The organism is Soonwooa sp. T0.1_25 (assembly GCF_057652215.1).
Window position 1 is genome coordinate 22,865 of sequence record NZ_JBYFBZ010000006.1, and the last position, 25,093, is coordinate 47,957.

General features: G+C 32.7%; 26 protein-coding genes and 1 pseudogene. 10 read left to right on the forward strand and 17 right to left on the reverse strand.

Annotation, left to right across the window (positions count from 1 at the left end; translation table 11 throughout):
* Positions 1–4: 4 nt before the first annotated feature.
* From AC23MB_RS09450 to AC23MB_RS09475, 6 genes are read right to left on the reverse strand one after another with little or no spacing between them, the layout of a single operon-like run.
* Positions 5–703 (reverse strand): SDR family NAD(P)-dependent oxidoreductase, encoded by a 699-nt coding sequence (locus AC23MB_RS09450; protein ID WP_487787104.1) that lies wholly within the window; start codon positions 701–703, stop codon positions 5–7.
* Positions 700–972 carry a TIGR03643 family protein gene (locus tag AC23MB_RS09455; RefSeq protein ID WP_409456526.1) on the reverse strand — a complete coding sequence of 91 codons (273 nt, stop codon included), beginning with the start codon at positions 970–972 and terminating at the stop codon, positions 700–702. Before AC23MB_RS09455 ends, AC23MB_RS09450 begins: the two co-directional genes overlap by 4 nt.
* A gap of 21 nt (positions 973–993) precedes the next feature.
* Positions 994–1,146, reverse strand: a complete 153-nt coding sequence (locus AC23MB_RS09460) for a DUF2256 domain-containing protein (protein WP_313031455.1) — start codon at positions 1,144–1,146, stop codon at positions 994–996.
* A complete protein-coding gene (locus AC23MB_RS09465) occupies positions 1,143–1,757 on the reverse strand; it encodes a flavin reductase family protein (RefSeq protein WP_487787105.1) in 615 nt (204 codons plus the stop codon). Before AC23MB_RS09465 ends, AC23MB_RS09460 begins: the two co-directional genes overlap by 4 nt.
* The gene (locus AC23MB_RS09470) at positions 1,757–3,070 is read right to left on the reverse strand and encodes an ABC1 kinase family protein (RefSeq protein WP_487787106.1); all 1,314 of its coding nucleotides are present in this window, start codon (positions 3,068–3,070) and stop codon (positions 1,757–1,759) included. The genes AC23MB_RS09465 and AC23MB_RS09470 overlap by 1 nt, the downstream gene beginning before the upstream one ends.
* A 3-nt stretch (positions 3,071–3,073) precedes the next feature.
* Positions 3,074–3,730, reverse strand: coding sequence for a TetR/AcrR family transcriptional regulator (locus tag AC23MB_RS09475; RefSeq protein ID WP_487787107.1), 657 nt, complete (start codon positions 3,728–3,730; stop codon positions 3,074–3,076).
* A 133-nt stretch (positions 3,731–3,863) separates the two neighbouring features.
* Between AC23MB_RS09475 and ribA the strand changes: the two genes are divergently transcribed.
* The 8 genes from ribA to AC23MB_RS09515 are packed head-to-tail and all read left to right on the forward strand — an operon-like array spanning position 3,864 to position 10,391.
* Positions 3,864–4,457 (forward strand): GTP cyclohydrolase II, encoded by a 594-nt coding sequence (gene ribA, locus AC23MB_RS09480; protein WP_313031470.1) that lies wholly within the window; start codon positions 3,864–3,866, stop codon positions 4,455–4,457.
* 41 nt (positions 4,458–4,498) lie between these two features.
* Positions 4,499–5,968, forward strand: coding sequence for a phytoene desaturase family protein (locus AC23MB_RS09485; protein WP_487787169.1), 1,470 nt, complete (start codon positions 4,499–4,501; stop codon positions 5,966–5,968).
* A gap of 11 nt (positions 5,969–5,979) precedes the next feature.
* Complete coding sequence (locus AC23MB_RS09490; protein ID WP_313031473.1) at positions 5,980–6,828, forward strand: phytoene/squalene synthase family protein; 849 nt, start codon at positions 5,980–5,982, stop codon at positions 6,826–6,828.
* Complete coding sequence (locus AC23MB_RS09495) at positions 6,825–7,280, forward strand: hypothetical protein (RefSeq protein WP_487787108.1); 456 nt, start codon at positions 6,825–6,827, stop codon at positions 7,278–7,280. Before AC23MB_RS09490 ends, AC23MB_RS09495 begins: the two co-directional genes overlap by 4 nt.
* Before the next feature lie 3 nt (positions 7,281–7,283).
* Positions 7,284–7,751 carry a sterol desaturase family protein gene (locus tag AC23MB_RS09500; protein WP_487787109.1) on the forward strand — a complete coding sequence of 156 codons (468 nt, stop codon included), beginning with the start codon at positions 7,284–7,286 and terminating at the stop codon, positions 7,749–7,751.
* Between the two features lie 8 nt (positions 7,752–7,759).
* A complete protein-coding gene (locus AC23MB_RS09505) occupies positions 7,760–8,473 on the forward strand; it encodes a lycopene cyclase domain-containing protein (RefSeq protein ID WP_487787110.1) in 714 nt (237 codons plus the stop codon).
* A gap of 8 nt (positions 8,474–8,481) precedes the next feature.
* Positions 8,482–8,967 carry an SRPBCC family protein gene (locus tag AC23MB_RS09510; protein ID WP_487787111.1) on the forward strand — a complete coding sequence of 162 codons (486 nt, stop codon included), beginning with the start codon at positions 8,482–8,484 and terminating at the stop codon, positions 8,965–8,967.
* On the forward strand, positions 8,964–10,391 hold the full coding sequence (locus AC23MB_RS09515) for an SDR family oxidoreductase (protein WP_487787112.1): 1,428 nt from the start codon (positions 8,964–8,966) through the stop codon (positions 10,389–10,391). The genes AC23MB_RS09510 and AC23MB_RS09515 overlap by 4 nt, the downstream gene beginning before the upstream one ends.
* A 235-nt stretch (positions 10,392–10,626) precedes the next feature.
* On the opposite strand, the gene AC23MB_RS09520 is transcribed toward AC23MB_RS09515, so the two are convergent.
* The 10 genes and pseudogenes from AC23MB_RS09520 to AC23MB_RS09565 form a co-directional block, all read right to left on the reverse strand.
* Positions 10,627–11,223 carry an integrase core domain-containing protein gene (locus AC23MB_RS09520; protein WP_487787113.1) on the reverse strand — a complete coding sequence of 199 codons (597 nt, stop codon included), beginning with the start codon at positions 11,221–11,223 and terminating at the stop codon, positions 10,627–10,629.
* Between the two features lie 256 nt (positions 11,224–11,479).
* Entirely contained in the window at positions 11,480–11,755 is a 276-nt protein-coding gene (locus AC23MB_RS09525; RefSeq protein ID WP_487787114.1) for a transposase, read from the reverse strand.
* A gap of 271 nt (positions 11,756–12,026) precedes the next feature.
* Complete coding sequence (locus tag AC23MB_RS09530) at positions 12,027–12,983, reverse strand: transporter (protein ID WP_374329358.1); 957 nt, start codon at positions 12,981–12,983, stop codon at positions 12,027–12,029.
* Positions 12,983–14,056: pseudogene (locus tag AC23MB_RS09535) on the reverse strand (cytochrome-c peroxidase). The gene AC23MB_RS09530 and the pseudogene AC23MB_RS09535 overlap by 1 nt, the downstream one beginning before the upstream one ends.
* Positions 14,049–14,879 carry an MbnP family protein gene (locus tag AC23MB_RS09540; RefSeq protein WP_487787115.1) on the reverse strand — a complete coding sequence of 277 codons (831 nt, stop codon included), beginning with the start codon at positions 14,877–14,879 and terminating at the stop codon, positions 14,049–14,051. Before AC23MB_RS09540 ends, AC23MB_RS09535 begins: the two are co-directional and overlap by 8 nt.
* Positions 14,880–15,351: 472 nt before the next feature.
* Complete coding sequence (locus AC23MB_RS09545; protein ID WP_487787116.1) at positions 15,352–16,041, reverse strand: SCO family protein; 690 nt, start codon at positions 16,039–16,041, stop codon at positions 15,352–15,354.
* The gene (locus tag AC23MB_RS09550) at positions 16,025–16,294 is read right to left on the reverse strand and encodes a YHS domain-containing protein (RefSeq protein WP_312323879.1); all 270 of its coding nucleotides are present in this window, start codon (positions 16,292–16,294) and stop codon (positions 16,025–16,027) included. Before AC23MB_RS09550 ends, AC23MB_RS09545 begins: the two co-directional genes overlap by 17 nt.
* Positions 16,295–16,343: 49 nt before the next feature.
* Positions 16,344–16,706 (reverse strand): hypothetical protein, encoded by a 363-nt coding sequence (locus AC23MB_RS09555; RefSeq protein WP_487787117.1) that lies wholly within the window; start codon positions 16,704–16,706, stop codon positions 16,344–16,346.
* A gap of 392 nt (positions 16,707–17,098) precedes the next feature.
* Positions 17,099–18,049 (reverse strand): alpha/beta hydrolase, encoded by a 951-nt coding sequence (locus AC23MB_RS09560; protein ID WP_313030620.1) that lies wholly within the window; start codon positions 18,047–18,049, stop codon positions 17,099–17,101.
* Between the two features lie 94 nt (positions 18,050–18,143).
* On the reverse strand, positions 18,144–18,704 hold the full coding sequence (locus AC23MB_RS09565; RefSeq protein ID WP_487787118.1) for a sugar O-acetyltransferase: 561 nt from the start codon (positions 18,702–18,704) through the stop codon (positions 18,144–18,146).
* Between the two features lie 114 nt (positions 18,705–18,818).
* On the opposite strand from AC23MB_RS09565, the gene AC23MB_RS09570 reads away from it, so the two are divergent.
* A complete protein-coding gene (locus AC23MB_RS09570; RefSeq protein ID WP_487787119.1) occupies positions 18,819–19,643 on the forward strand; it encodes a helix-turn-helix domain-containing protein in 825 nt (274 codons plus the stop codon).
* A 296-nt stretch (positions 19,644–19,939) separates the two neighbouring features.
* Here AC23MB_RS09570 and metG read toward each other — a convergent pair whose 3' ends face one another.
* Complete coding sequence (gene metG, locus AC23MB_RS09575) at positions 19,940–21,973, reverse strand: methionine--tRNA ligase (RefSeq protein WP_487787120.1); 2,034 nt, start codon at positions 21,971–21,973, stop codon at positions 19,940–19,942.
* Positions 21,974–22,392: 419 nt separating this feature from the next.
* Here metG and AC23MB_RS09580 point away from each other — a divergent pair, with 419 nt between their 5' ends.
* Positions 22,393–25,080: a SusC/RagA family TonB-linked outer membrane protein gene (locus AC23MB_RS09580; RefSeq protein ID WP_374329360.1), complete on the forward strand. Its 2,688-nt coding sequence runs from the start codon at positions 22,393–22,395 to the stop codon at positions 25,078–25,080.
* Positions 25,081–25,093 lie beyond the last annotated feature (13 nt).

A 25,093-nucleotide genomic window follows, 5' to 3' on the forward strand; every position in this document is an offset into this window, starting at 1 on the left:
TTTTTTATAATTTAATTGTACTCATTCCTCCATCAATAGCAAAAATTTGTCCTGTAATCCAACTGGAAGAATCAGAAAGTAAAAATATAACCATTTTTGCAATTTCTTCTGGATTTCCTATTTTCTGTAGCGGATGTCTTTTCGCGGCGGCTTCTCTTTTCTCTGGTGATGCCAATAAAGCAGTGGCTAATTTGGTTTCTGTTAATGATGGGGCAATGGCATTTACTCTTATTTTTTGAGCTGAAAATTCAGCAGCTAAACTTTTTACTAGGCCTTCAACAGCGTTTTTACTTGCGGAAATAGAAGCGTGAAAAGGCATTCCCATTTTTGCAGCAACACTACTGAAAAGAACAATACTTGCATTGTCAGATTTCTTTAAATTAGGCAATAACTTTTGAATAATGATAACCGCTCCTAAAACATTGATTTCAAAATCATTTTTGAAATCATCTATACTTAATCGGTTAAATGGTTTTAAGTTGATGCTTCCTGGTGCATAAACAATTCCATCAATAACCTCAGGAAAAGGGATGTCATCTATATTATCTGTAATGATGTTTTTTTCATGAAATTGTATATTTAAATTTTCAATTGCTGAATTTTTAGTTTTAGAAATTCCAATGATTTGATTACTGCTTTGTAGTTCTTTTGCTGTTGCCAATCCAATACCACTTCCGCAACCTATAATGACTATATTTTTCATCTTTTTGATATTTTATTTAAACTAATTGTTCTTTGTCTGTCGCATTTAAATCTATTGATTTCGGGATTTCTCTTTTTCAGATGTTTCTGACTAACTCCTGAGTTTACTCTTTTTCTCCAAAGGTTGAATGAACTTCTTTTTAGTTCCTTTCTCATCAATTCAATGACTTGTGCTTCGGATATTTTGAATTGTAATTTTATGGCTTCAAAAGGAGTTCTGTCTTCCCAAGCCATTTCTATAATTCGGTCTAAATCTCTTTCTGTCATCATAATAATTTATATTTTTAAATATCAGAGTGATTTTGAGTTTTTACTTTTCCTGCATTTTTCACTACAAAATTTTACTTCTTCCCAATTTTTCTCCCATTTCTTTCTCCAAGTGAAGGACAAGCCACAGGTGAGACAAATTTTTGAAGGTAAATGTTTTTTTTTTACTCTTTTCATTCTTTGGGTCGTTGATATCCCAAACGCACAATAGAATTAGGGAATGCATAAGCTTCCAGTCCGTTAATGCAAGCCGTTTTTCCTTTGGATAAATCCACAAAACCGTCATCAAAAATCATAGTATCTTCCACAAAAAGATGTTTAATCTCTCCTAAAATCATAATCGTTCCATTAGCTTTAATATGATATTCTTCTAGAAACTCTAAGGCCATTTGAACTTTACAACCTTCAACAAAAGGTGCAAAAAAATCGCATTTATATTCAGGTTTTAAATTCGTTTTAGTAAATTCCGATATTTGTTTAGGATATTTCGCAGAAGTATGATGAGCCTCTTCAAAAATTCCCTGATGAATATGATTAATGGTGTAAAAACCATTTTCTTTGATGTTGTCGTAAGTGTTTCGTGCGACTGTTGTTGGTCTTAAAATAAAGCCTAAAATAGGTGGATTTGAACCGAAATGTACCACGGAATTAAAAACGGCAACATTTTCAAAACCAACATTAGAGCGTGTTGCAATTAGAGTAGCTGATTTGTAACCCGAGATACAATTAATCAGATTAGCTCGTTTTCTTTCTTGTAATTCTTGAAGATTTTTTGTACCAAAATGCATTATTGATATTTTATATAATTATTGATAGCAATATTTTTGGCTCCTAAATCGTGCATCATATTATACAGTCCAAAGAAAGTTCTGTTTAAATAGATAAAATGTCTAGAACCTCGGTTGGTATTCATGTTTTTTAAATCTGATATTTTGGCGTATTTTTGACCTAAATCAGCTATTTCTTGAAAAAATGATTCATCTGAAAAATCAAAATATTCTTGATTAAAAGGTCTTGTAAATAATTCCAACATTTCGTGAAATAGTTTGGTGAAAAATACTTTTTCTTCTGCAGAATCTTGTGTTCGCAGAATTTCTAATTCGTATAATTTATTCTCAAAAAACGCTTTGTTGTGTAAATTTTCACTCTTTGCCAATTCAAAATAAGGTTCGTAAAATTCATGAGGAATTTCTTTAATGCAACCAAAATCAATCACCATTAGTTCTCCTTTATCAGAAATAAGAAAGTTTCCTGGGTGAGGATCAGCATGTACTTGTTTTAATTCGTGCATCTGATACATATAAAAATCCCAAAAAGATTGTCCTATTTTATTTAGCATTTCTTGTGAATGTCGTTCTTTGGTGAATTCTGAAAAATGCTGACCATCTAACCAATCCATTGTAATTATTTTCTCACAAGAATATTCAGGATAATAATTGGGAAATTTCAAATTATCTAAGTGTTTACATCGATTTACAATTTTTTGACTTCTTTCAAGTTCCAATGTATAATCGGTTTCTTCAGATAATTTGTGTTCTACTTCTTGAAAATACGCTTCCGAACCTTCTTTTTTAATATTAAACATTCGCATAGCAATTGGTTTCACCATAGCCAAGTCAGATGAAATACTTTCTTTAACGCCAGGATATTGAATCTTTACCGCTAATACTTTTCCGTTTTTTGTGGCTTTATGAACTTGTCCGATACTCGCAGCATTTAGAGACTCAGGAGAAAAAGTGTCAAAAATGGCTTCAGGATTGTTCCCAAAATATTTTCTGAAAGTTTTTTTTACCAAAGCTCCTGAAAGTGGCGGAACCGAAAATTGAGCTAAAGAAAACTTTTCTACATAAGCCTGAGGCATAATGTTTTTTTCCATACTCAACATTTGAGCAACTTTTAGTGCAGATCCTTTTAGTTCCTTTAAGCTGTCATAAATATCTTCGGCATTATCACGATTTAAAATAGATTTAGCTTCCTCTTCATCTTTGGTGAGTTTGTTACCATAATACTTAATATAGTTTACTCCAACCTTTGCTCCAGCCTTAATCAAATTACTTGCACGGTCTATCTTTCCTGTAGGAATTCTATCTAATGTTTTCATTCTTTAAATTTTTTGAAACTTCTCTTTCCACAAAAATTTTCCTAAGTCTACAAACTTCTTCAAAGGCTCATGGTCTATAAACTGAAAACCAGTGTCTATCGTTTTTTCTATGTACAAATCTGTTTTTTCAAAGTTTGGTGATTCGTCTTTTTGCCAAAATTCTATAATAGATAAAAAGTGCAACCAAAGGATTTCTTCTCTAGATTTAGAGTTGAAATTTTTAAATGATTCTTTTGCCTTTTCTAAAATTTCTAAATCATTAAAGTCTAATGTTTTAACAAATGTCCTATGCTCAGATTTTAGTTTTTGCATTTTTTGTAACATTGTTAAATCTCTTTTTTCTAAAATCATTGTAACCAAAGACCTGTTTATCGTTAGATTTTCAAAAAAGATAAAATAAAGATTCAATAATCTTTCTTTAGCACTCATTTCTTCATAGCCTTCTATTTCTATAGTCAGGTCTAGTGATTTTTGAAAAAAATGTTTCAAGATTTCTTTTTCTAAATGATCAAAACTTGAAAAAAATTGATAGAATTCTTTTTCTTCAAATTTGTTTTCCTTCGCAAAACTGTAGACGCTTTTAGGTCTTTCTCTGTTTTCTAATAAATAATCTCCATAAAGAGATAGTAAATAATCTGAATTTAACTCCTTGTTTTTCATTTGATTATGTTTTATATGTATACTTTCTGTTGTTAATAAAATTTATCTATGACAAAAATAGTAAAATATTTTACTAATTATTTAATAATTGGTATATATTTGTACAATAAAAATAATTTATAAAATTAATGACATGATAAAACCACAAGCAAAAGCCAATCTACCAACTGATTTTGGGGACTTCAAAATGGTTGCTTTTTCGGATAATGACGAAAATTGGATGCCTCATATTGCGATGATTGCAGAAAATACAGATTTTACAAAACCTGTTAATGTTCGTTTTCATTCGGAATGTATTACAGGAGAAATTTTTCATTCAAAAAAATGTGAATGTGGTCAGCAATTAGATGCTGCAATGAAATATATGCAAGAAAATGGCGGTATAATTTTGTATCTTCGACAGGAAGGTAGGAATATCGGCATTATTAATAAAATCAGAGCTTATGAACTACAGGAATTAGGTCTTGACACGGTTGAAGCTAATCTGCAATTAGGATTACCTGCAGATGCTAGAGATTTTAATGTTGCTATAGATATGCTGAAAATTTTGGAAGTAAAGGAGATTAATCTTTTAACGAATAATCCAGAGAAAGCAAAATATGTAGAACAAAGCGATATTAAACTGAAAAGAAGAATTCCTTTGATTATAGCGCCTAATGAAATTAATCATTCTTATCTGAAAACTAAAAAAGAGTATTTCGGGCATCATTATGAGAATGTATTATAATATGTAAATAATCTTTCAATTAAACCGTTAAATAAAAATTGATTTTGAAAAAAGTAGTTATCATTGGTTCAGGATTTTCTTCCCTTGCTTCTGCCTGTTATATGGCGAAAGCTGGTTATGAAGTTACGGTATTGGAGAAAAACGAGCAGTTAGGAGGTAGAGCGTCAATGATAGAAATTGATGGTTTCAAGTTTGATATGGGACCAAGTTGGTATTGGATGCCGGATATTTTTGAGAGATTTTTCTCAGATTTTGGCAGAAAAGTTTCCGATTATTATCAATTAGAAAAGCTTTCTCCTGCGTACAGAGTTGTTTTTGGAGAAAATGATTTTATTGATATTGAAGATACTCCCGAACAAATTATTAACACTTTTGAAAAAGTTGAAAAAGGAAGTGGTAAACATTTGAAAAGATTTATGGATGAAGCCAAAGAGAATTATCGCATTGCGATGCAGGACTTGGTTTACAATCCTGGGCTTTCACTTTTGGAATTAGTTTCCCTGGAAACAGCAAAGCGCTTGAATCTTTTTGTAAAAAATATTTCTCAACAGGTAAAAAAGAATATTAAAAATCCTAAACTAACGAGTATTTTGGAGTTTCCTGTTCTTTTTCTTGGTGCAAAACCCAATAAAACGCCTGCTTTTTATAATTTTATGAATCATGCCGATTTCGGATTGGGTACTTGGTATCCGAAAGGAGGTTTTAATGCTGTGGCATTGGGTATGGTGAAACTGGCAAGAGAATTAGGGGTAGAATTCAAAGTAAACGAAGAAGTTACTGAGATTGTAAGTTCTGAAAATAAAGTGAAAAAAGTTATTACTAAAAATGGAATCTACGAGGCAGATGTTTTTATTTCAGGAGCAGATTATGCACACACAGAAAAACTATTAAATGGCAACAGAAATTATTCTGAAGAATATTGGAAAAAGAAAACCTTTGCGCCAAGTTCATTTTTGTACTATGTGGCATTCAATAGAAAAGTGAAGAATCTCCTGCATCATAATTTATTTTTTGATACCGATTTTGAACTTCATGCAAAAGAAATTTACGACACCAAAGAATTGCCTAAAAAACCATTGTTCTACGCAAATTTTTCAAGCAAAACAGATGATAGTTTTTGTGAAGAAGGCAAAGAAGTGGGATTTTTCTTAATTCCGGTTGCGGTAGATTTAGAAGTTAACGAAGAGATTCACGAGAAATATTTTCAAATCATATTGGATCGAATTAAAAAATGCACTGGCGAAGATTTGAGTGATGCTATTCTTTTCAAAAAATCTTTTGGAGTTAATGATTTTAAAGAGCGTTATCATTCGTGTAGAGGTAATGCTTATGGTTTGGCGAATACCTTAATGCAAACTTCAATTTTGAGACCAAGTATTAAGAATAAAAATTTAAAGAATTTCTTTTATACAGGTCAATTAACCGTTCCTGGACCAGGTGTACCACCTGCATTAATCTCAGGTAAAGTAGTTACGGATTATATTTTAAAACACACAGATTCCATAGAATAAAACAAAAAATCATGAGTAATTTCCAAATTTTTAATCAGGTTTCTGGATTAACCTCAAAAATGGTTACCGAAAAATACAGCACGTCTTTTTCTCGCGCTTCTACTTTATTCAAGCCAGAAATTCGTCAGCATATCTACAATATTTACGGATTTGTACGTTTTGCAGACGAAATTGTAGATACCTTTCATGATTATGATAAAGCAAAACTGCTTGATGAATTTGAGAGAAATTATCGCAATGGTTTACAAAATGGCATTTCTTTAAATCCAATTTTACATTCGTTTTGTAAAACTCAGAAAGAAAAAAATATTTCTCAGGATTTGGTAGATGCTTTTCTGCATTCTATGAGAATGGATTTGGGTGAAATCAAAGATTTAAATGATGAAAAATACAACGAATATATTTATGGAAGTGCCGAAGTGGTTGGGCTTATGTGTTTGAAAGTATTTGTTGATGGTAATTCTGAAGAGTATGAAAAATTAAAACCTTATGCACAAAGCTTAGGAGCAGCTTTTCAAAAAATTAATTTTTTAAGGGATATTAATGCAGATTTTTGTGACTTAGGAAGAACTTATTTTCCTAATGTGAATTTTAGAAATTTCTCACTTCAGGATAAATTAGAGATTGAAAAAGATATTGCAAAAGATTTTGAACATGCTTTAATAGGAATTAAAATGCTTCCAATGTCTTCTAAATTAGCAGTTTTTATGGCATATAAATACTATACCAATTTGTTTAAAAAAATTAAGAAGTGTAAGCCGGAAGTCCTCATGCAAAAAAGGATAAGTGTTTCAAATGCCAGAAAAATTTATCTTCTTGGTGAAATGATTTTAGCAAAAAACTTTAATTTGGTAAGATGAAAAAATTACTTTTTTTACTGGTATTTAGTTTTGGATTTTTTAAATCTCAAAGCTTATCGGAACTAAGAACTTACCTTCAAAAAGGAGAAACATCAGAAGAAGTGAGTAAAAATTTGATTAATAAATCAAAATACGCTTATGAAACTACTAACAAACCAATTTATGAAGCTTTTTATGCTGTTGGGAATTTTTTTATGGCGAAATATGCCGGTAATCCAATAAGCAAATATTCATATTTCAAAAAGGGAAAGAAATTACTGGAAGATGCTGTGAAGAAAGAGCCAAATAATGTGGAAATTAGACTAATGAGGTATATTTCTCAGGAAAAAACACCTAAATTATTAGGTTATAATGAAAATATGAAGACGGATAAAGAATTTATTATGAAAAATTACAAAAATTGTGGGGATGATAATCTCATCAATTTTATAAAAAAATATTTTAAAATTTAAAAGATGGAAGCAATACAATTTTTACTCATCACTCTTTCGGTTTTTGTAACAATGGAAGGTGTTACTTGGCTAACACACAAATACATTATGCATGGTTTGGGTTGGTATTTTCACGAAGATCATCATCAACCGGGTTATCCTCATGTTTTTGAAAAAAATGATTTTTTCTTTGTCGTATTTGCTATCCCTAGTATGCTATTGTTCTATTTCGGAACATTGAATGGTATTAACTTTATGTTTTTCATTGGTTTAGAAATCCTGATGTATGGAATGGCTTATTTTTTAATTCATGATGTGCTGATACATAGAAGATTTAAGTGGTTTGATAAAACAAACAATTGGTATTTCAGAGGATTAAGAAAAGCTCACAAAATTCACCACAAACATCTTTGTAAAGAAGATGGAGAATGCTTCGGGATGTTATATGTTCCCATGAAATATTTTAGAGAAGCTAAAATGTCAATTTCATAACTTAAATTTTGGAAAAGTACTTATATTTGTTTTTAGATATTTCGAGTTTTGTAGTTCCTTTTCTTTTTAGTTTTGAAAAGAAATGGATGAATTTTATTCGTTTTTGGAAGCCTTTTTTCTCAGCACTATTTATTGTTGGTTTTTTCTTTATTCTTTGGGATATTTACTTTGCGTATCAAAATGTCTGGGGATTTAATGATCAATATTTAGTCGGATTTCGATTGTTTAAACTCCCACTAGAAGAATGGCTCTTTTTCTTATTAATTCCTTATGCAAGTAATTTTATACATTATTCCTTAGAATATTTTCTTCCAACAATTAAGCTTACAAAGAAAGTAACACAAGGTATTAGTATTTTATTATTCATGGTAAGTTTTTGCGTTTTTGTTTGGAATTTAGACAAAATTTACACCGCTTCAAGTTTTGGACTTTTTGCTTTGCTTATGTTGTTTCAAATATTGACTCAATGGGAATATGCTCGTAGATTTTATTTGAGTTTTATTTTAATTTATGTTCCGTTTTTTTTAGTCAATTCTGCACTTACAGGAATGTTTACCGATAGCCCTGTGGTGTATTATAATAATGATGAAAACTTAGGAATTCGTGTGGGAACTATGCCTTTAGAAGATAGCTTTTATTGTTTTACCATGTTATACTCTAGTGTAGTTCTGTTTGAGTATTTAAGAAGAAAATTTAATTATCCTCTATCTATCAAAAATTAGTTTTTTCAATGAAAATTTCAATTAAAAAACAATCCGGTATTTATACGTTAACTTCAGAACAAATTCTACCAATTTCTTTAGAAAAAGCGTGGAATTTTTTTACGCTTCCTAAGAATTTAGATAAAATTACCCCTGAAGAAATGAAGTTCAGTATTACGAATAATCCTGCTGATACAACATACGCTGGACAAATTATTACCTATAAAATAGGAATACTTCCTTTAATTTCTAGTAATTGGATTACCGAAATCACGCATTTACAGGAAAAAAAGTTTTTTGTTGATGAACAGCGTTTTGGTCCCTATGCCATGTGGCATCATGAGCATCATTTTACTGAAACCTCTGAAGGAAAAGTTTTAATGACTGATATCGTCAATTTTAAACTTCCATTGGGAATATTAGGTGATGTTCTTGCTGGAAGTATGGTGGTTAACAGGGTTAAATTTATCTTCGAAAGTAGATATAAGATTTTAGAAAAAATAATAATTTCATGAAAATATTTCTCACTGGTGCTACGGGTTATATTGGTAAAAGACTTCTGATTCAGTTATTAGAAGAAGGTCATGATGTTGTTTGCTCAGTAAGAGATAAAAAAAGATTTGGCCTTAAATTATATACTAGTCATCTTGATAAAATTGAAGTGTTAGAAAATGATTTTTTGAATGAATCTACGCTCAAAAATATTCCTAAGGATATAGATTTTGCTTATTATTTGATACATTCAATGTCCTCAAGTGATGGCGATTTTTTAGAAAAAGAAAAAATATCTGCAGAAAATTTTAGAAAAACATTAGAGAAAACAAATGTTAAACAGGTTGTTTTTCTTACTGGAATTATCAACGAAGATAAACTTTCAAAACATCTTCAATCAAGAAAAAATGTAGAACACGCATTAAAAAGTGAAAAATATGCTTTAACGTGTTTAAGGGCGGGCATCATTGTGGGTTCAGGAAGTGCTTCCTTTGAAATTATAAGAGATCTAGTCGAAAAATTACCAATTATGGTAGCTCCAAAATGGTTGAAAACGAAATGTCAACCAATCGGAATTAGAAATGTAATACAATTTTTAACCAAAGTTTTGGGTGTAGAAAAAACGTATAATAAAAATTATGATATTGCAAGTAATGATGTTCTTACCTATAAAGAAATGCTAATGCAATATGCCGAAGTGCGTGGTCTTAAAAGATGGATATTTACGGTTCCGGTAATGACTCCTAAACTTTCGTCATATTGGTTATATTTCATTACTTCTACTACCTATTCTTTAGCAGTAAATTTGGTTGATAGCATGAAAATTGATGTGATTGCAAAACCCAATTCCTTGGCTTCTGATTTAGGTATTCATTTATTTTCTTACAAAGAAGCCATTAATATGGCTTTTGATAAAATTAAGCAAAATGATGTTTTAAGCAGTTGGTATGATTCTTTTGCAAATAAATTTCATAATAGAAATGTTTGGCAATATCTAGAAGTTCCAGAAAAAGGTTGTTTCAAGGATTTTAGAAAAATTAAAATTCATAATGAAGATGCTGTAATTGATAGAGTTTTCAGGATTGGTGGTAAAACAGGTTGGTATTATGCAAATTTTCTATGGAAAATAAGAGGGTTTCTTGATAAAATTTTTGGAGGAGTGGGTTTGAGAAGAGGCAGGAGGAATAACAGCGAATTAGAAGCAGGAGATTCTCTAGATTTTTGGCGCGTTTTGTATGCTAGCAAAGAAGAAAAACGTCTTTTACTTTTTGCGGAAATGAAAGTTCCTGGAGAAGCTTGGTTAGAATTTCATATCAAAGATGGGGTATTGCATCAAAAAGCAACATTTCGTCCTCTTGGTGTATCTGGAAGGTTATATTGGTATTCCGTTTTACCATTTCACGGATTAATTTTCAATGGTATGTTGAAAAAATTAGCAGAAGCTTAAATGTTTATCTTTTTTTATCTTATTGTTAATTATATAATAAATTGAATTTTATACTGTTGAATAAAATTATTATACTAATTAAAATCCAGATTAATTAAAATTACTAGGTAGATTTGTGTAAGCTCCCCATTTTCAGTACACTTCAAAAGTAGAATTTTTTTCTTGATTTTTTACTGCTGTTGTTGTCGGATGTAGAAAAGTGAGCAGGAAAAGTGCTGGCCTTAGCCTGGGCTTGCTATCCATTTTTCCACATCACCGGTGGCAATCCACCCAATGAATCATGAGGTCTTTCGTAGTTGTAATCTCTTACCCATTCCTGAGTAACACTTCTTACTTCATCCAAACTTTCAAAAATATATGCATCCAGGATCTGATTCCTGTAGGTTTTGTTCAAGCGTTCAATGTAGGCATTCTGTGTAGGTTTCCCCGGTTGGATATAAGCAAAGTTGATCTTATTTACCCTGCTCCAAACTTCAGCAGTATTTACTATAAACTCAGGACCATTATCCATGCGGATTTTCTCAGGCTTGCCGTAGCGGTTCACCAGATGGTTCAGTATCCAGATTACCCGCGAACTTTTCAAACTGTAATCTGCCTCAATGTGAAGAATTTCCCTGTTGTAATCATCAATCACATTAAAACTGCGGAACTTTCTGCCAGTGGCAAGTACGTCACTCATAAAATCTATACTCCACGTGTGAGTAAATTTTTCCGGAACCTCCAGGGGCGATTTTACTCTGGCAGGGATCCGTTTCTTTACCTTGCGCCGCAAAGGAAGTTTCATTTCCTTATAAATCCTGTGTAGCCGCTTATGATTGATTTTTTTTGCCACGGTTGCGCAGCCGGTAATAGTATTTCCAGAAACCTTCTCTCGGATGTCTCTGTGTAAGTTGTTTGAGCTCCATCATCACCGTAGAATCATCTTTCAGTGAGCGGTAATGAAAACTGCTTCTCCTTAATTTAAGTACACGTAAAGCCTTGCCGGAATCCTTCGGACGGAGCTCATGGATCTCCATGACAATCTCCCGTTTCCGACAAGGCTTTAGAGCTTTTTTTATTCAGAAATAATTAATGCTTTCTAAATGACTTCATGATTTAGCTTCGCTAAGTTCAATAATGTATTTTGCAACGTCAAGTTCCATCGCGAGGTTTGCGTACATCCGCTTGAGTCGGGCATTTTCTTCTTCCAGCTCTTTCACCCGTTTGAGTTCACTGGCTTCCATGCCATTGTACTTCTGGCGCCACTTATATAAAGTTGCTGTGCTGATGCCATTTTCCCTTGCCAATTCCTCGGCACTGCGGCCGCCGGCAAACTCCTTTAAAACACCTGCAATCTTTGCAGGACTGAATGTGCTCTTTTTCATTGTCTTAATTACGATTTAAAGTTAATTATTTTATACTTTTAAACCGTATTGTTTTCGGGGAAGCTTACAACACTACTTCTGATGTACTTGGCATAACTTTGTGTTTTTGAGGTTAATATATCAAATATACAAAATTTTGAGTATGATTAATACTATTTTAAGTAGGTTGGTTGTGGTAATTATTAGATGCTTGACACTTGTGATGTTGATAAAATAAAAGACACGAGTACTACTAAATTTACTCGTGTCTTATTGATATTAAAATGAAGATTTATAATCCAAAATTCACAAACAAAGAGAATCTTGATTTAGCTTCAATATCTCCACTAGCAAGGTTGGTGTAAGTGGGTAACATTAGTTCGCTTCCTATGCTGATTTTTTTATAGGAAACTTCAAAACCTAATTTGCCATATAGGGCACTTCCTGCTGTTCTTGGCATTATTTCGCCAAATTGTTTGTTCCAGTCGTAGACTTCGCCTTGCAAACCGAGTTTTCCACTAAAAATACTGTTTTCATTTCTCCATAAACTGTAGAATCCTGTAGCTGCGTAGTTCCATTGGTTTCCGAACTGATAATGTTTTTTGTTTTCGGTTTTGATGGTGTAATCGGTATTGAGCATTAGAGCGAAAATATTTTTCTGAAATTTGTAACTCAATGCCAATTGATAATCCCAACTTCCTGTTCCGAGCTGAAAACTCGGATTAACGCCCGTAATTCCTTTTTCGTCAAATTTTCCAATAGGAATTTTCACTCCTAATCCTCCACTTAACTGGTGAAACGTATTTTTTGATTTTAAAATTTCATAAATTCCCATTACGCTTGCGTCTCCAATACCACTAATTTTGATGTCTCCTTGTTGGGTCTTCTTTTCGTGGAATTGGAATGGAAGACTTCCGTAAATACTTAATTTTTTTGTAACAGGAATTTTCCCCCACAATTGTAAAGTGTTGAAATATTGGTCTTGAGTAAGATCATTAACAAATAGATTTTCTTTGGCTTTGTAATGTTGTGCAAAATATTTGATTCCGATAAATTGTGGATTCAATAAAGACTCAAAGCCTGAAGAACCATTCCCAGCAGCACAACCGCAAGCATCACAGAAAAATTCTTCTGATTTGAAAAGTGTTGTGTATTGGGTTTCGTATTTTGGTATATAAATGCTGTCTTTTTTTGTTGCTAAAACAGGACTGCTTATTATAAAAAATAGTATTAAAATAAACTGCTTCATTATTCTGCAAATTTTGGGTTGGTTATAAAACTTTGGTCACTTAATGTTTTTAAAAAAGCAATGATGTATTGTTTGTCTTGGCTCGTCATTGGTATTCCGATATGACCATTTTGCTTCAACAGAGGATCAAGATTGGGTTGATTTTCAACATTAGCGGTATAAAAATTAAGAACTGCTTCTAATGAATATAATCTGCCATCGTGCATATACGGCGCTGTATATTCTACATTTCTTAAACTAGGAACCCGAAATTTCATATTGTCGTTCCAATCTAATGTTACTCGGTATCGTCCTCTATCGTCTAATTGTGCATTGTAATACATCCCTGTGTTTCTGTAACTTTCATCAGTAAATAATTCTCCGGAATGACAACTTGCACATTTGTTCTGAAATAAGGTGTATCCTTGGCTTTCTTCATTAGTAAAAGTTGTAGTTCCTTTTTTCATTTGATCGTATTTGGAATTGGCAGAAACCATTGTTACCATAAATTGTGAAAGTGCTTTCAGAATTCGTTCTCCGGTAATGGTTTCGTCTCCAAATGCTGCTTTGAACATTTTTTTGTAGTTACTATCCGCATTTAGTTTTGCAATTGCTTCGGGAAGTGAACTGTCCATTTCGAAATCTGTAGTGATAGGAACTAAAGAACGTTCGTCCAGATTATGACTTACTCCGTCCCAAGTTTAATTTTTGAGAAAAGCCATATTCTGTATAGGAGGAGCATTACGTAAGCCGAGACGATTATCGATTCCGTGGCTAATGGTATGTCCGTGATGTGTGAATGCATTTTCCTGAATGTGACAAAATCCACAGGAAATAGTATTGTTACGTGAAAGTTTTCCCTCGTAGAATAATTTTCTGCCAAGTTCAACACCATTTATAGTGATGGGATTTCCTGCAACGTCAAAAGTCATTTCGGGGAAACCATTTGGCTTTTCCAAACTGTAGAGTTCGTCTTTTTCTATTGGAATTCCTTCGTATTCATCGGAACAGGAATACAAAAATCCAACTATTACAAGAAAAATCCAAAGAGAGCGAATTTGCCCTCTTTTGGATTGTGATAATCTATTAATCATTATGAACGTGGTCTACTTTGAACATTTTCGATACATTCTCCGTCACGTTTACCAAATGCACACTGCTTCCCATCGCCATATTATTGGCAGTGTCCAATGTTAATGGAGTTTGACCGCTAAGATATTGGTTAAGGTCTGCAAGAATGTGAACTGATGGCGTAACATCTTTTGAAACTCTTGCTGTTGTAGGCAGGTCTAAAGTTATTTCACGATATAAATTTGGTGTTCCATTAGCATTTGGATCGCCCATATTTCCTGCGTGATTCATAAATTCTGTATTTGTGGCTGAAGCTCCGTATTTTCCTTCCAATTTTGTGAAAATATATCCTGCAGCCCAAGACCAAGCCATTCCTTCGGTTTTTGCAGTTTGCCAAAATTCTCCTTGTCCGGATTGTCCCAATAAATAAGCTTGCGGACTGATTCCTAAACCGAATTTGATTTTTTTGTAATTTCCTTTTGCAATTTCTGTAAGGTTAAGATATACGACACCCGAAGCATCTGCATCGGATTGATCTACAATAAATGCCCCTTTGTCGGGATCGTTGTAATGATACTTGAATTCTCCACCGTTTTCATCAATTAGTGTAATGTTACTAATGATATACTTTAAAGTTGAAAATTGGTGTTTTTGCCCGTTGCTTGACGTTTGTATAGTTTGTCCGAGAACAATTTGCCCAAGATTATTGAATCCGTTTTCAAATTTTACCTGGAGTTTTCCTGGTGTAGTGTCTTGAACATCGTCATCATCATTGTTGCGACAAGATGAAACAGAGAATAAAAGGATTGCTGTAAATAACAGAGATAAGAATTTATAAATTTTCATTTTTTAAATATTTAAGTTTTTGTTTAAATGATGAATTAATACGTGTAGTTTCTGCAGAACATTGTGTTCCACAGAAAAATACATAATAAACGTGCAAAAAACTTAAATAATTGGTGGTCTGAAAATGTGTTTCAGAAAGAGATAAGAATATTCTCTTTTGTAAATATATAATGAATTGCCAGGAAATTCTTTTATTATGATTTTTACTTCGGAAATTAAGGAAGGAAGATAAAAGTCGAGAATTTTTTGTGATTGATTTTTTGTTTTCGATAAAGGAGAGGGATCTTCCTGCGAAGATTTTGCCAATTCTTTACTCAAATAACACTTCCCGTTACAATGCAATTCCTGTTTGGTTTTGTTGATACAAAGAGTGGTTGAAATATATTCGTAATTTACAGCATAATCCATCAATGGTACTAAAGGTTTTAGCACCATATATAAAGCAAGAAATATGTTGAGTATGTATTTCACACTACTTTTTTAGAAGTTTTTGTATATCTTCTATCAATTTTTCTCTATCAGGATGGTATTTTCCTCTCAGGTCTGTGTTTTTACCTTCGGGATCGGAATAATTAAGTCCGGAATAGTAGAGAATAGGAATATTATTTGCGTTATATCTGCAACTAATATTTCCTTCCTGATCTATCAAAGCAATCATTCCGCTGTGATTTAGACTTTCTGCTTCGTCTTCTTTGTCGCCAACATAAATATTGAACTTATCTGCAATTTCTCCAATATAGTCTCTGTTTCCTGTAAGAAAATGCCAATTGGGAGAATTTGCTCCAACAAGTTTTGCGTGCTGTTTTAATACTTCCGAAGTATCGTTTTCCGGATCAATGGAAATTGAAATAATTCCAAAATTCGGGTTGTTGATTTCGTCTTGAATGTATTTCATATTCTGATTCATTATCGGGCAAATCGTTGGACAACGGCTATAGAAAAACTCAACGAGATACACTTTTCCTAACATATCTTTATTGGATATTTTTATATCATTTTGGTTGGTAAGTTCAAAATCAGGAACTTTCATTACTGTGAATAAACTCTTCTTAAAATAAGAAAATCCAAAACCGATTGATACAAAAAGTAAAGCGAAAATGACGATAGGAACAATGATTTTGTTTTTCGAATTATTCTGCTTCTTCTTATTTATTTTGGGCATATTTTGCAGGATTTTTTTTAAATTCTTTTTTGCAATGATCACTACAGAATCCATATGTTTTTCCTTTGAAAACAGCCGTATCTTTAAGATATTCTGCGGTCTTCATCTGACAAATCGGGTCCAAAGCATTTACGACTTTTATACCTTTAAGATCTGTTTTAGGAGTCATTTTTTTTACCTGCTTTACTTTGGGTGTTTCTTGTGCGCACGAAATTGTTGATGCAAGTAGCACCAACATAAAATGTTTTTTCATTTTATGAGATAATTTAATTAATAATGATGTGAAAAATCTGTATTATTAATTAGACTAAAGGTGGATGAAAAATAGAAGAATTTAAATCAAAGAAATAAAAAGAAGGAATGTAATGTTTTACAACCTGTTTTGTTGATTTCACTTGTGAATTTACAATTACCAAAACATCTTTTATTAAAAAAGTGTCTATATGAATTGTTGATTTTGGAGTTTCTGATTTGGATGTATTATCCGTGTTTTTAGCTATTTCTTTTGTGAGATAACATTTCCCGTTACATAATAACTCGGGTTTGCTTTTATTTTCGCATAATTCTTTAGAAATATAATCATACCTAATTGCATAATCAATTATTGGCACTAAAGGTTTTAGTACCACATAAAAAATTAAAAATAGGTTAAGTATATATTTCATATTATTTACAACCCCAAAAATAGGGATTTTCTTAAAAACAGCGGGTGATAAAAATCAGCTCTTTTGCAAAATAAGAAGATGGTCAGCATTGGCTTTTTGCAAATGTGCTGGGAAAAAGTTAGTCAATTTGTAATTCAGTTTTGTTGAATTTTGATTTATGAAACGGCTTTGGCAGCACTGCATATAACGGAAAAAGTATTGGCGAAGTGCGGGTATAAAGATGACAAATCTTTAAACTTTGGATGCAAGTAGCAAAACCATTTTCCTTTTTGCTAAAATACACATTTTGCAAAAAAGAAATGGATTTTGCGGATAAATTTACAAATATTTCTATTATAACATCACCCCGCATTTTAGCAATACGATGTAGCGGATGCCCTTTTTAAGTTATGTTATTTCAAGTTCGATTTAAAAAATGTTTCCAACTTGTCGAATGGAATTTTATCCAATTTGTCGTACAAATCCACGTGAACAGCATTTGGAATAATCATTAACTCTTTTGGTTCGGAAGCGTTGTTATATGCCGTTTCGCTAAAATAACGTGAGTGTGCATTTTCTCCTGTGATTAAAAGCATTGGTCTTGGCGAAATCTCTTTGATATAAGTCAAAATTGGCATATTCATAAAAGAAAGTGGCGTAGTCATTGTCCACGCATTTCCTGAATTTACCGAACGTTCGTGATAACCTCTTGGAGTCATATAATAGTCGTGATATTCAACTAAAAATTGTGCTTCGCCACCACTTAATTTGTTATATGGTGCTTGGTAGGCAGGTGTACCACTTTCTGCATCTTTCCAACGTTGTTCGCCTAACTGTTCCAATGTTTTGGTACGTTCTTCCAATGTTACCACATCATTGTAGCCTTTCGACATTACTCTTGTCATATCGTACATACTTGTTGTTGCAACTGCTTTTACTCGTTTGTCAATGGCGGTAGCGTTTAATGCAAAACCTGCCCAACCACAAATACCGATGATGCCTATTTTATTTCTATCAACGGTTTTCTGTATTCCAAGAAAATCTACTGCGGCACTAAAATCTTCTGTGCTGATGTCGGGTGATGCAACATTACGAGGTTCGCCACTACTTTCGCCTGTGTAAGATGGGTCAAAAGCCAGAGCGATAAAACCACGCTCTGCCATTTGATTAGCATACAATCCCGAAGATTGTTCTTTTACAGCTCCAAAAGGTCCGCTAATAGCGAGAGCTGGTAAAAGCTGGCTTCCTACATTTTTCGGGATATACAAATCGCCTGAAAGTGTAATTCCATAACGATTTTTAAACGTTACTTTTTGGCGTGTTACTTTTTCACTTAATTGAAATGTATAGTGTTCGTTTGTCATTTTTTTAAAATTTGATAAGTTCTTTTGAGCAGATAACTGTCCTACAAATGCAAGCAGTAACATGATAATTATTGATTTTTTCATTTTATTAAAATTAAATTGATTTCAAAATTTTTGCTGATATACCTCCAACAATGGTATTATCGGGTACATCTTTTGAAACAACTGAACCAGCTGCAACTATTGAATTTTCGCCAATAATAACGCCTTGCAAAATGGTTGCACCTGCGCCAATCCAAGCGTTCTTTTTTATGTAGATTGGTTTAGGAACTAATGCGTGCCTGTTTTTGGGTTCTATCGGGTGTCCCTCGGACAGCAAACTAACTTTCGGGGCAATCAATACATTATCTTCAATGGTAATTCCGCCTAAATCCAAAAAAGTGCAATCAAAGTTTATGAATACATTTTTCCCGATTTTGGTGTGCTTTCCATAATTGATGTATAACGGTGTAAATACGGTTGTGCTTTCGTCAATTTCTGTATTGGTAATTTGACTTAATAAATTTCTTATTTCGTCTGAATTTGTTGCGTTGTTCATTTGATTTAAGAGTTTTTTCGTTTCAAATGAGGCTTCTCGCAGTTTATACGCTTCTACATCATTAGTTGCGATGGTTTCGCCATTTCTTAATCTTTCAAAAATATCTATTGCTTTCATTTTTACTATTTTAATAGAGCAAAATTAATTACAATAAAGAACACATTTGTTACAAATAGTACTTCAATAATGTCAAATAATACCTATTTTAGTTTTTTGAAAAAATAGGTACAAATGGAATTGTTAAATCAACAGAAAGTGATTTTGCTTAAATCATTTGGAAGCGAAAACTTTCCGGAAGATTATCAAAATAAGTATCATACACATATCTATTGTCAGAGGGGAAAAATCAATTTTATGTTTAACAATAGATCTATGGAAGCCCAAAAAGGAGAATTTGTTTTTTGGCTTGCTGAGAGTGAAATTGCTGATTTGTGTTTTTCCAAAAGTTTTATGGCGACAATTCTTTTTGTGGAAAAAGATTTGTTATCTAACAATTTTCCCAACCTCAATATAGGCATTGACGCTATTATTCATCACAAAACAAATCCAATTTTGTTTGCAGACAAAAAAAATAAAGACCGAATTTTAAAAAATTTTCAATTACTCTATTTAAAATCGCTTGAAATTCAAAATCGTTTTTTTGATGAAGTATTGAAACTTCAGATGCAACTTTTTATTTTAGAAATGTGGGATATATTTATCGATCAATTGGAAAGAAGAAATCGAAGTTTACAGAGCGGAACTCTTTTTGAGCGGTTTACTCATTTAATAGAAATGCATTGTATGCAAAACCGTGAAGTAAAATTTTATAGTAACCAACTGAATATTTCTCCAAAATATCTAAACCAAATTTGTAAAACAAATACGGGTATTAGTGCATCGAAATGGATACAACGTTACGCCAAAGACCGAATTGTATTGTTGTTAGAAAACAAAAGCTTGAATATTTCTGAAATATCTGATCAAATGGGGTTTTCTAGCCATTCTTTTTTTACAAGGTACGTGAAAAAAGTTTTAGGAATTAGTCCAAGTGAGTTTAGAAATCGTGTGAATTAGTTTATGTAGTCTGTTTTTTTAGGGTTTTCTCTAACCCTGGAATTAGAGAAATAAAACCCAGAATACTCCAAAATATCAAAAGAACACAAATTCAATGTATCATTTTGTAGGTGTGGTTTTGATGACTTTCAGTATATTCTGCAAAGAGTTGATCGATTTTTCTCATGTCGTTTAGTTTTCGAAAATTTACAATTAATAAAAAAGTTCCCAAAACAAAGCGTTTCGGGAACTTTTAAATATTTATACTAAGAAAATTAGAATTTTGATTCTCGGTTCTAGAATCTTGTATCTAAATCCTATCCAACATCAATCCCATTTTCCACAGAATCATCTGGCGTAACGAAAGAAAGCTTTCCATCAGGTTTTGAAGTCAACAATAGCATTCCTTGAGATTCAATTCCACGGATTTTTCTTGGCGCTAAATTCACTAAAACCATTACTTGCTTTCCGATTAATTCTTCGGGTGAAAAACTTTCCGCAATTCCTGAAACCACTGTTCTTACATCGATTCCTGTATCCACTTTGAGTTTCAATAATTTATCAGCTTTTTCTACTTTTTCAGCTTCTAAAATAGTTCCGATTCTAAGATCAATTTTACTGAAATCATCAAAAGAAATCTCTTCTTTCATAGGTTTTGCGTTAGGATTTGTTTTTTTATTATTTTGTTTTGTATTCTCTAGTTTTTGGATTTGTGCTTCAATCACATCATCTTCAATTTTGGAGAAAAGAAGTGAAGCTTCATTGATTTTGTGTCCGCTTTCGATAAGAACTTTCGCGTTTTCGACATCGTTCCAATTCATTTTTTGAACATTAAACATATTCAATAATTTCTCTGAACTGAAAGGCATAAACGGTTCACACAATTGCGCTAAACCAACCGCAATCTGAGCGCCTACAAATAATGATTGAGCTGCTTTTTCTGGATTATCTTTAATGGTTTTCCAAGGTTCTTCAGTTTGAAGATATTGATTCCCGAAACGAGCCAAATTCATTAAAGCTGTTAAAGCATTTCTAAACTCAAATTTTTCTAAAAACTCGTGAATTTCTTTCGCTGATTTCGAAACTTCATTTAATTCAGGAGCGTTTACATCGCCGTTTGGAACAACGCCATCGTAATATTTATGAATTAAAACCGCAACTCTATTGATGAAGTTCCCGAAAATCCCCACCAACTCTGAATTATTTTTGGTTTGGAAATCTTTCCATGTGAAGTTATTATCCTTAGTTTCTGGCGCTGAAGAAAGCAATGCATAACGCAAAACATCTTGTTGTCCTGGGAATTCCTCAACATATTCATTTGCCCAAACTGCCCAATTTCTTGAAGTCGAAATTTTATCGTTTTCAAGATTTAAAAATTCAAAAGCAGGAACATTGGTTGGCATCACATAATTTCCGTGAGCCTTCATCATTGCAGGGAAAATAATACAGTGGAACACAATATTATCTTTTCCGATAAAGTGAATTAAATCCGATTCTGGGTTTTGCCAATAATCTTTCCAATTTTTTCCGTTTTTCTCCGCCCATTGTTGCGTGAAAGAAATATAACCAATTGGCGCATCAAACCAAACGTAAAGTACCTTTCCATCAGCATCTGGAAGCGGAACAGGTACGCCCCAATTCAAATCTCTGGTCATGGCGCGAGCTTTAAGACCATCATTTAACCAAGATTTTACTTGTCCGTAAACATTGGGTTTCCAATCGTTTTTATGACCTTCGATAATCCATTCATTCAAGAAATTTTCATAGTCATTTAAAGGAAGATACCAGTTTTTTGTTGGTTTAAGAACGGGAACATTTCCGCTCAACATTGATTTTGGATTAATCAATTCTGATGGTGAAAGTGTAGAACCACATTTCTCGCATTGGTCACCGTAAGCATTGTCGTTGCCGCAATTCGGGCAAGTTCCAACGATGTAACGGTCTGCTAAAAATTCATTGGCTTGTTCATCAAAATATTGTTCAGAAACTTCTTCTGTAAACTTTCCGTTATCATATAAAGTTTTGAAGAAATCCTGGCTTACTTCATAATGTTTTTTATCCGTTGTTCTTGAATATTCATCAAAAGAAATCCCTAAATCTGAGAACGATTTTTTAATAATTTCATGGTATTTATCAACGATATCTTGAGGTGTAACGCCTTCTTTTTTTGCACGAATCGTGATGGGAATTCCGTGTTCATCTGAACCACAAATAAATGCAACATCGTTACCTAATCTTCTCTCGAATCTAGCATAGACATCCGCCGGAATGTAAACTCCCGCCAAATGCCCTATATGAACCGGTCCGTTTGCATAAGGCAAAGCCGCCGTAATCAGTTTTTTGTTTGACATTAAGTATAATTATAATTACTGCAAAAATAAGGAATTATTAGCTTAAAATTTTAGTTAAAATGGAGTTTCTTTTGGGTTCATTTTTTTAAATCGATGATATTAAATTGTCATTTTAAGATGTTTTTTTGTTAAACGATTGTTTATGAAACTCATTTTATTAGCTTGAAAATACTATGTGTTGAATAATTATTTCGTAATTTTATGTGTGTTTTATTAGGTTTTAAGTGTGTTTATCCTAGAATTTTAATGAATTATAAAAAAAAGTGAAGATTTACTTTTGGATATAGTTTTTTTTTATACCTTTCCATGCTTAATTTTTCTTAAGTATTTGTTAAGTGAGTGTTAATTTAAAATATACATACGTGAAAGAAAACAAATTTATTCTGAAGATAGCGCCATTCTTCCTATTAGCTGGTAGTATGTTGCATGCCCAACAAAGTGATAGTCTTAAAACTAAGAATATCGAAGAGGTTGTCGTTATTGGTTATGGTAAGCAAAAAAAGTCTGATGTTACAGGTTCGATTACCTCTGTAACTGCAAAAGACTTTAATGGTGGTGCTACAACCGCAGGTCAACTTATCCAAGGAAAGACTCCAGGGGTACAGATTGTGAGTAACAGTGGTGCGCCAGGTGCTGGTACAGCAATTCGAGTAAGAGGTACTTCGTCACTTAATGGTAATAACTCACCATTGATTGTTATTGACGGCGTTCCACAAGACTTTGTTGGTGTTAATGGTATTTCGGATCCATTGTCCTTAGTTAATCCTAATGATATCGAGTCATTTGATATCTTGAAGGATGCTTCTGCAACTGCTATCTATGGTAACAGGGCCTCAAATGGGGTTATCTTGATTACGACTAAAAAAGGTAGCGCAGGAAAATTCAAAGTTAATTTTTCTAGTGTTGCTTCGGTATCAACAAAAATGGGAGAGGTTGATGTATTATCTGCGGATGAGTTCCGTAGTTTTGTAAATGCTCATGCTTCAGATGCTTACAAAGCAAAATTAGGAAATGCTAATACTAATTGGCAGGATCTTATCTATCAAGAAGCTTGGGGAACAGATAATAATGTTGCTTTCTCAGGTGGAATTAAATCGCTTCCGTATCGTTTGTCTATTGGTTATAATGAGCAAAATGGTATTGTGAGAACAAACTCTTTCAAGAGAACTGCGGTTGGTCTTAATTTAAATCCAAAATTTTTGGATAACCACCTAAGTGTTAATGTTAATGCTAAAGGAACATTTACTGATAACCGTTTTGTAGATGGTGGTGTTATTAAATCTGCAACGTATTTTGATCCTACTCAACCAATCTATTCTGGTAATAATAAATATGGAGGATATTATGAGTGGCTTTTAAATGGAGATTTGAATGTTAATGCCAATTCGAATCCACTTGGAATTATCCACGGTATTCGTGATATTTCATCTGCTTGGAGAGGTTTGGGAAATATTCAGTTAGATTATAAATTCCATTTTTTACCAGAATTACACTTTAATGTTAATGCTGGTTACGACTATACTAAAAGTGAAGGTCAAAAAAATACAAGCGCTTTGTATAAGCCTGGATTTAACGATAAGGGAAGTAACAACTATTACTCAATGGAGAAAAAAAATAAGTTGTTAGAAACTTATTTTAATTATGTAAAATCAATTTCTGCAATTAATACAAGTGTTGATTTGACAGCAGGTTATTCTTATCAAGACTTCCGAACAATTATACCAGGTGCTGTTACTTACAAAGGAGTAGAGCCTTTTGAAACCCATAATAATGATTTTGAAACTCAAAATACTTTATTATCATTCTACGCGAGAGGAATTTTCACAATTGCGAATCGTTATGTAATTTCTGCATCTATTAGACGCGACGGATCTTCAAGATTCTTTAACGGTACAAGAGATAATGTTTGGGGTAACTTCCCAGGAGCTTCGATAGCATGGAAACTTAATGAAGAAAGTTTTCTAAGAGATGTCTCTGCTATTAGTACTTTAAAATTACGTGCTGGTTGGGGGAAGACTGGACAACAAGAGCTTCCAGGATTAGATGGTAATAGACCTAATAATTATCCAGCATTTGCAGCTTATAGCCCTAGTAATACTGGTGCTTACTACCAATTCGGAAATCAATTTTATTACATGTTCCGACCTACTAATTATAATCCAAATTTAACATGGGAAACTACTGTTTCTAAAAATATTGGTTTGGATTATGGTTTTATGAATAACAGAATTTCTGGTTCGATCGATCTATTTCAAAAAGATACTAAGGATTTACTAGTTTACGTAACAACGGCTGCTGGTGGATTGAGTAATGCTAACTGGATGAATGTCGGTAACATGGAAAATAAAGGTATCGAAGCGAGTATTAATTTAATACCAATCAAAAAAGAAAACATTACGTGGGAACTTAACTTTAATGCAACACATTACAAGCCAATTGTAACAAATCTTTTGGACAGAACGGATGATTCATTTAATATTCCAATTGGAGGAATCGAAGGTGGTTCTGGTAACACAATACAAGCTCATGCAGTTGGTTATGCCCCTAATTCATTCTGGGTTTATCAACAAGTTTACGACAGCAATGGCAAAGCATTAGATGGTGTATTTGTTGACAGAAATAATGATGGTAAGATAGATGCTTTTGATAAGTATTATTATAAATCGACAACGCCTGATGCGATTTTAGGTTTCTCAACAAAATTAAAAGTTAAAAATTGGGATTTCGGACTTAGTGCTAGAGCGGTATTGGGTAATTATGTTTACAATAATATGGCATCTAACAGTTCATTACAATCTGCTTCAACTAACGAATATTTACAAAACGTATATCACACAGCTCCTGTTAATGGATTTGCCGTTCCTCAATATTTCTCAGATACTTTTGTAGAGAATGCTTCATTCTTAAGATTAGATAATCTTAATATTGGTTACAACTTCGGTGAAATTTTCTCTAAAGGTAGTAACCTAAGAGTTTACGGTATGGCACAAAATGTTTTCGTAATCACGAAATATAGCGGTGTAGATCCTGAAGTATTTGGTGGGATTGATAATGGTTATTACCAAATGCCGAGAGTGTATTCAGTAGGATTTAACTTTCAATTTTAATTAAAACAATTTA

Coding starts and splice junctions, on each gene's coding strand:
- AC23MB_RS09450 (WP_487787104.1), bottom strand. CDS start 703: ATGAAAAATATAGTCATTATAGGTTGCGGAAGTGGTATTGGATTGGCA.
- AC23MB_RS09455 (WP_409456526.1), bottom strand. CDS start 972: ATGATGACAGAAAGAGATTTAGACCGAATTATAGAAATGGCTTGGGAA.
- AC23MB_RS09460 (WP_313031455.1), bottom strand. CDS start 1,146: ATGAAAAGAGTAAAAAAAAAACATTTACCTTCAAAAATTTGTCTCACC.
- AC23MB_RS09465 (WP_487787105.1), bottom strand. CDS start 1,757: ATGCATTTTGGTACAAAAAATCTTCAAGAATTACAAGAAAGAAAACGA.
- AC23MB_RS09470 (WP_487787106.1), bottom strand. CDS start 3,070: ATGAAAACATTAGATAGAATTCCTACAGGAAAGATAGACCGTGCAAGT.
- AC23MB_RS09475 (WP_487787107.1), bottom strand. CDS start 3,730: ATGAAAAACAAGGAGTTAAATTCAGATTATTTACTATCTCTTTATGGA.
- ribA (WP_313031470.1), top strand. CDS start 3,864: ATGATAAAACCACAAGCAAAAGCCAATCTACCAACTGATTTTGGGGAC.
- AC23MB_RS09490 (WP_313031473.1), top strand. CDS start 5,980: ATGAGTAATTTCCAAATTTTTAATCAGGTTTCTGGATTAACCTCAAAA.
- AC23MB_RS09495 (WP_487787108.1), top strand. CDS start 6,825: ATGAAAAAATTACTTTTTTTACTGGTATTTAGTTTTGGATTTTTTAAA.
- AC23MB_RS09500 (WP_487787109.1), top strand. CDS start 7,284: ATGGAAGCAATACAATTTTTACTCATCACTCTTTCGGTTTTTGTAACA.
- AC23MB_RS09510 (WP_487787111.1), top strand. CDS start 8,482: ATGAAAATTTCAATTAAAAAACAATCCGGTATTTATACGTTAACTTCA.
- AC23MB_RS09515 (WP_487787112.1), top strand. CDS start 8,964: ATGAAAATATTTCTCACTGGTGCTACGGGTTATATTGGTAAAAGACTT.
- AC23MB_RS09525 (WP_487787114.1), bottom strand. CDS start 11,755: ATGAAAAAGAGCACATTCAGTCCTGCAAAGATTGCAGGTGTTTTAAAG.
- AC23MB_RS09530 (WP_374329358.1), bottom strand. CDS start 12,983: ATGAAGCAGTTTATTTTAATACTATTTTTTATAATAAGCAGTCCTGTT.
- AC23MB_RS09540 (WP_487787115.1), bottom strand. CDS start 14,879: ATGAAAATTTATAAATTCTTATCTCTGTTATTTACAGCAATCCTTTTA.
- AC23MB_RS09545 (WP_487787116.1), bottom strand. CDS start 16,041: ATGCCCAAAATAAATAAGAAGAAGCAGAATAATTCGAAAAACAAAATC.
- AC23MB_RS09550 (WP_312323879.1), bottom strand. CDS start 16,294: ATGAAAAAACATTTTATGTTGGTGCTACTTGCATCAACAATTTCGTGC.
- AC23MB_RS09555 (WP_487787117.1), bottom strand. CDS start 16,706: ATGAAATATATACTTAACCTATTTTTAATTTTTTATGTGGTACTAAAA.
- AC23MB_RS09560 (WP_313030620.1), bottom strand. CDS start 18,049: ATGACAAACGAACACTATACATTTCAATTAAGTGAAAAAGTAACACGC.
- AC23MB_RS09565 (WP_487787118.1), bottom strand. CDS start 18,704: ATGAAAGCAATAGATATTTTTGAAAGATTAAGAAATGGCGAAACCATC.
- AC23MB_RS09570 (WP_487787119.1), top strand. CDS start 18,819: ATGGAATTGTTAAATCAACAGAAAGTGATTTTGCTTAAATCATTTGGA.
- metG (WP_487787120.1), bottom strand. CDS start 21,973: ATGTCAAACAAAAAACTGATTACGGCGGCTTTGCCTTATGCAAACGGA.
- AC23MB_RS09580 (WP_374329360.1), top strand. CDS start 22,393: ATGTTGCATGCCCAACAAAGTGATAGTCTTAAAACTAAGAATATCGAA.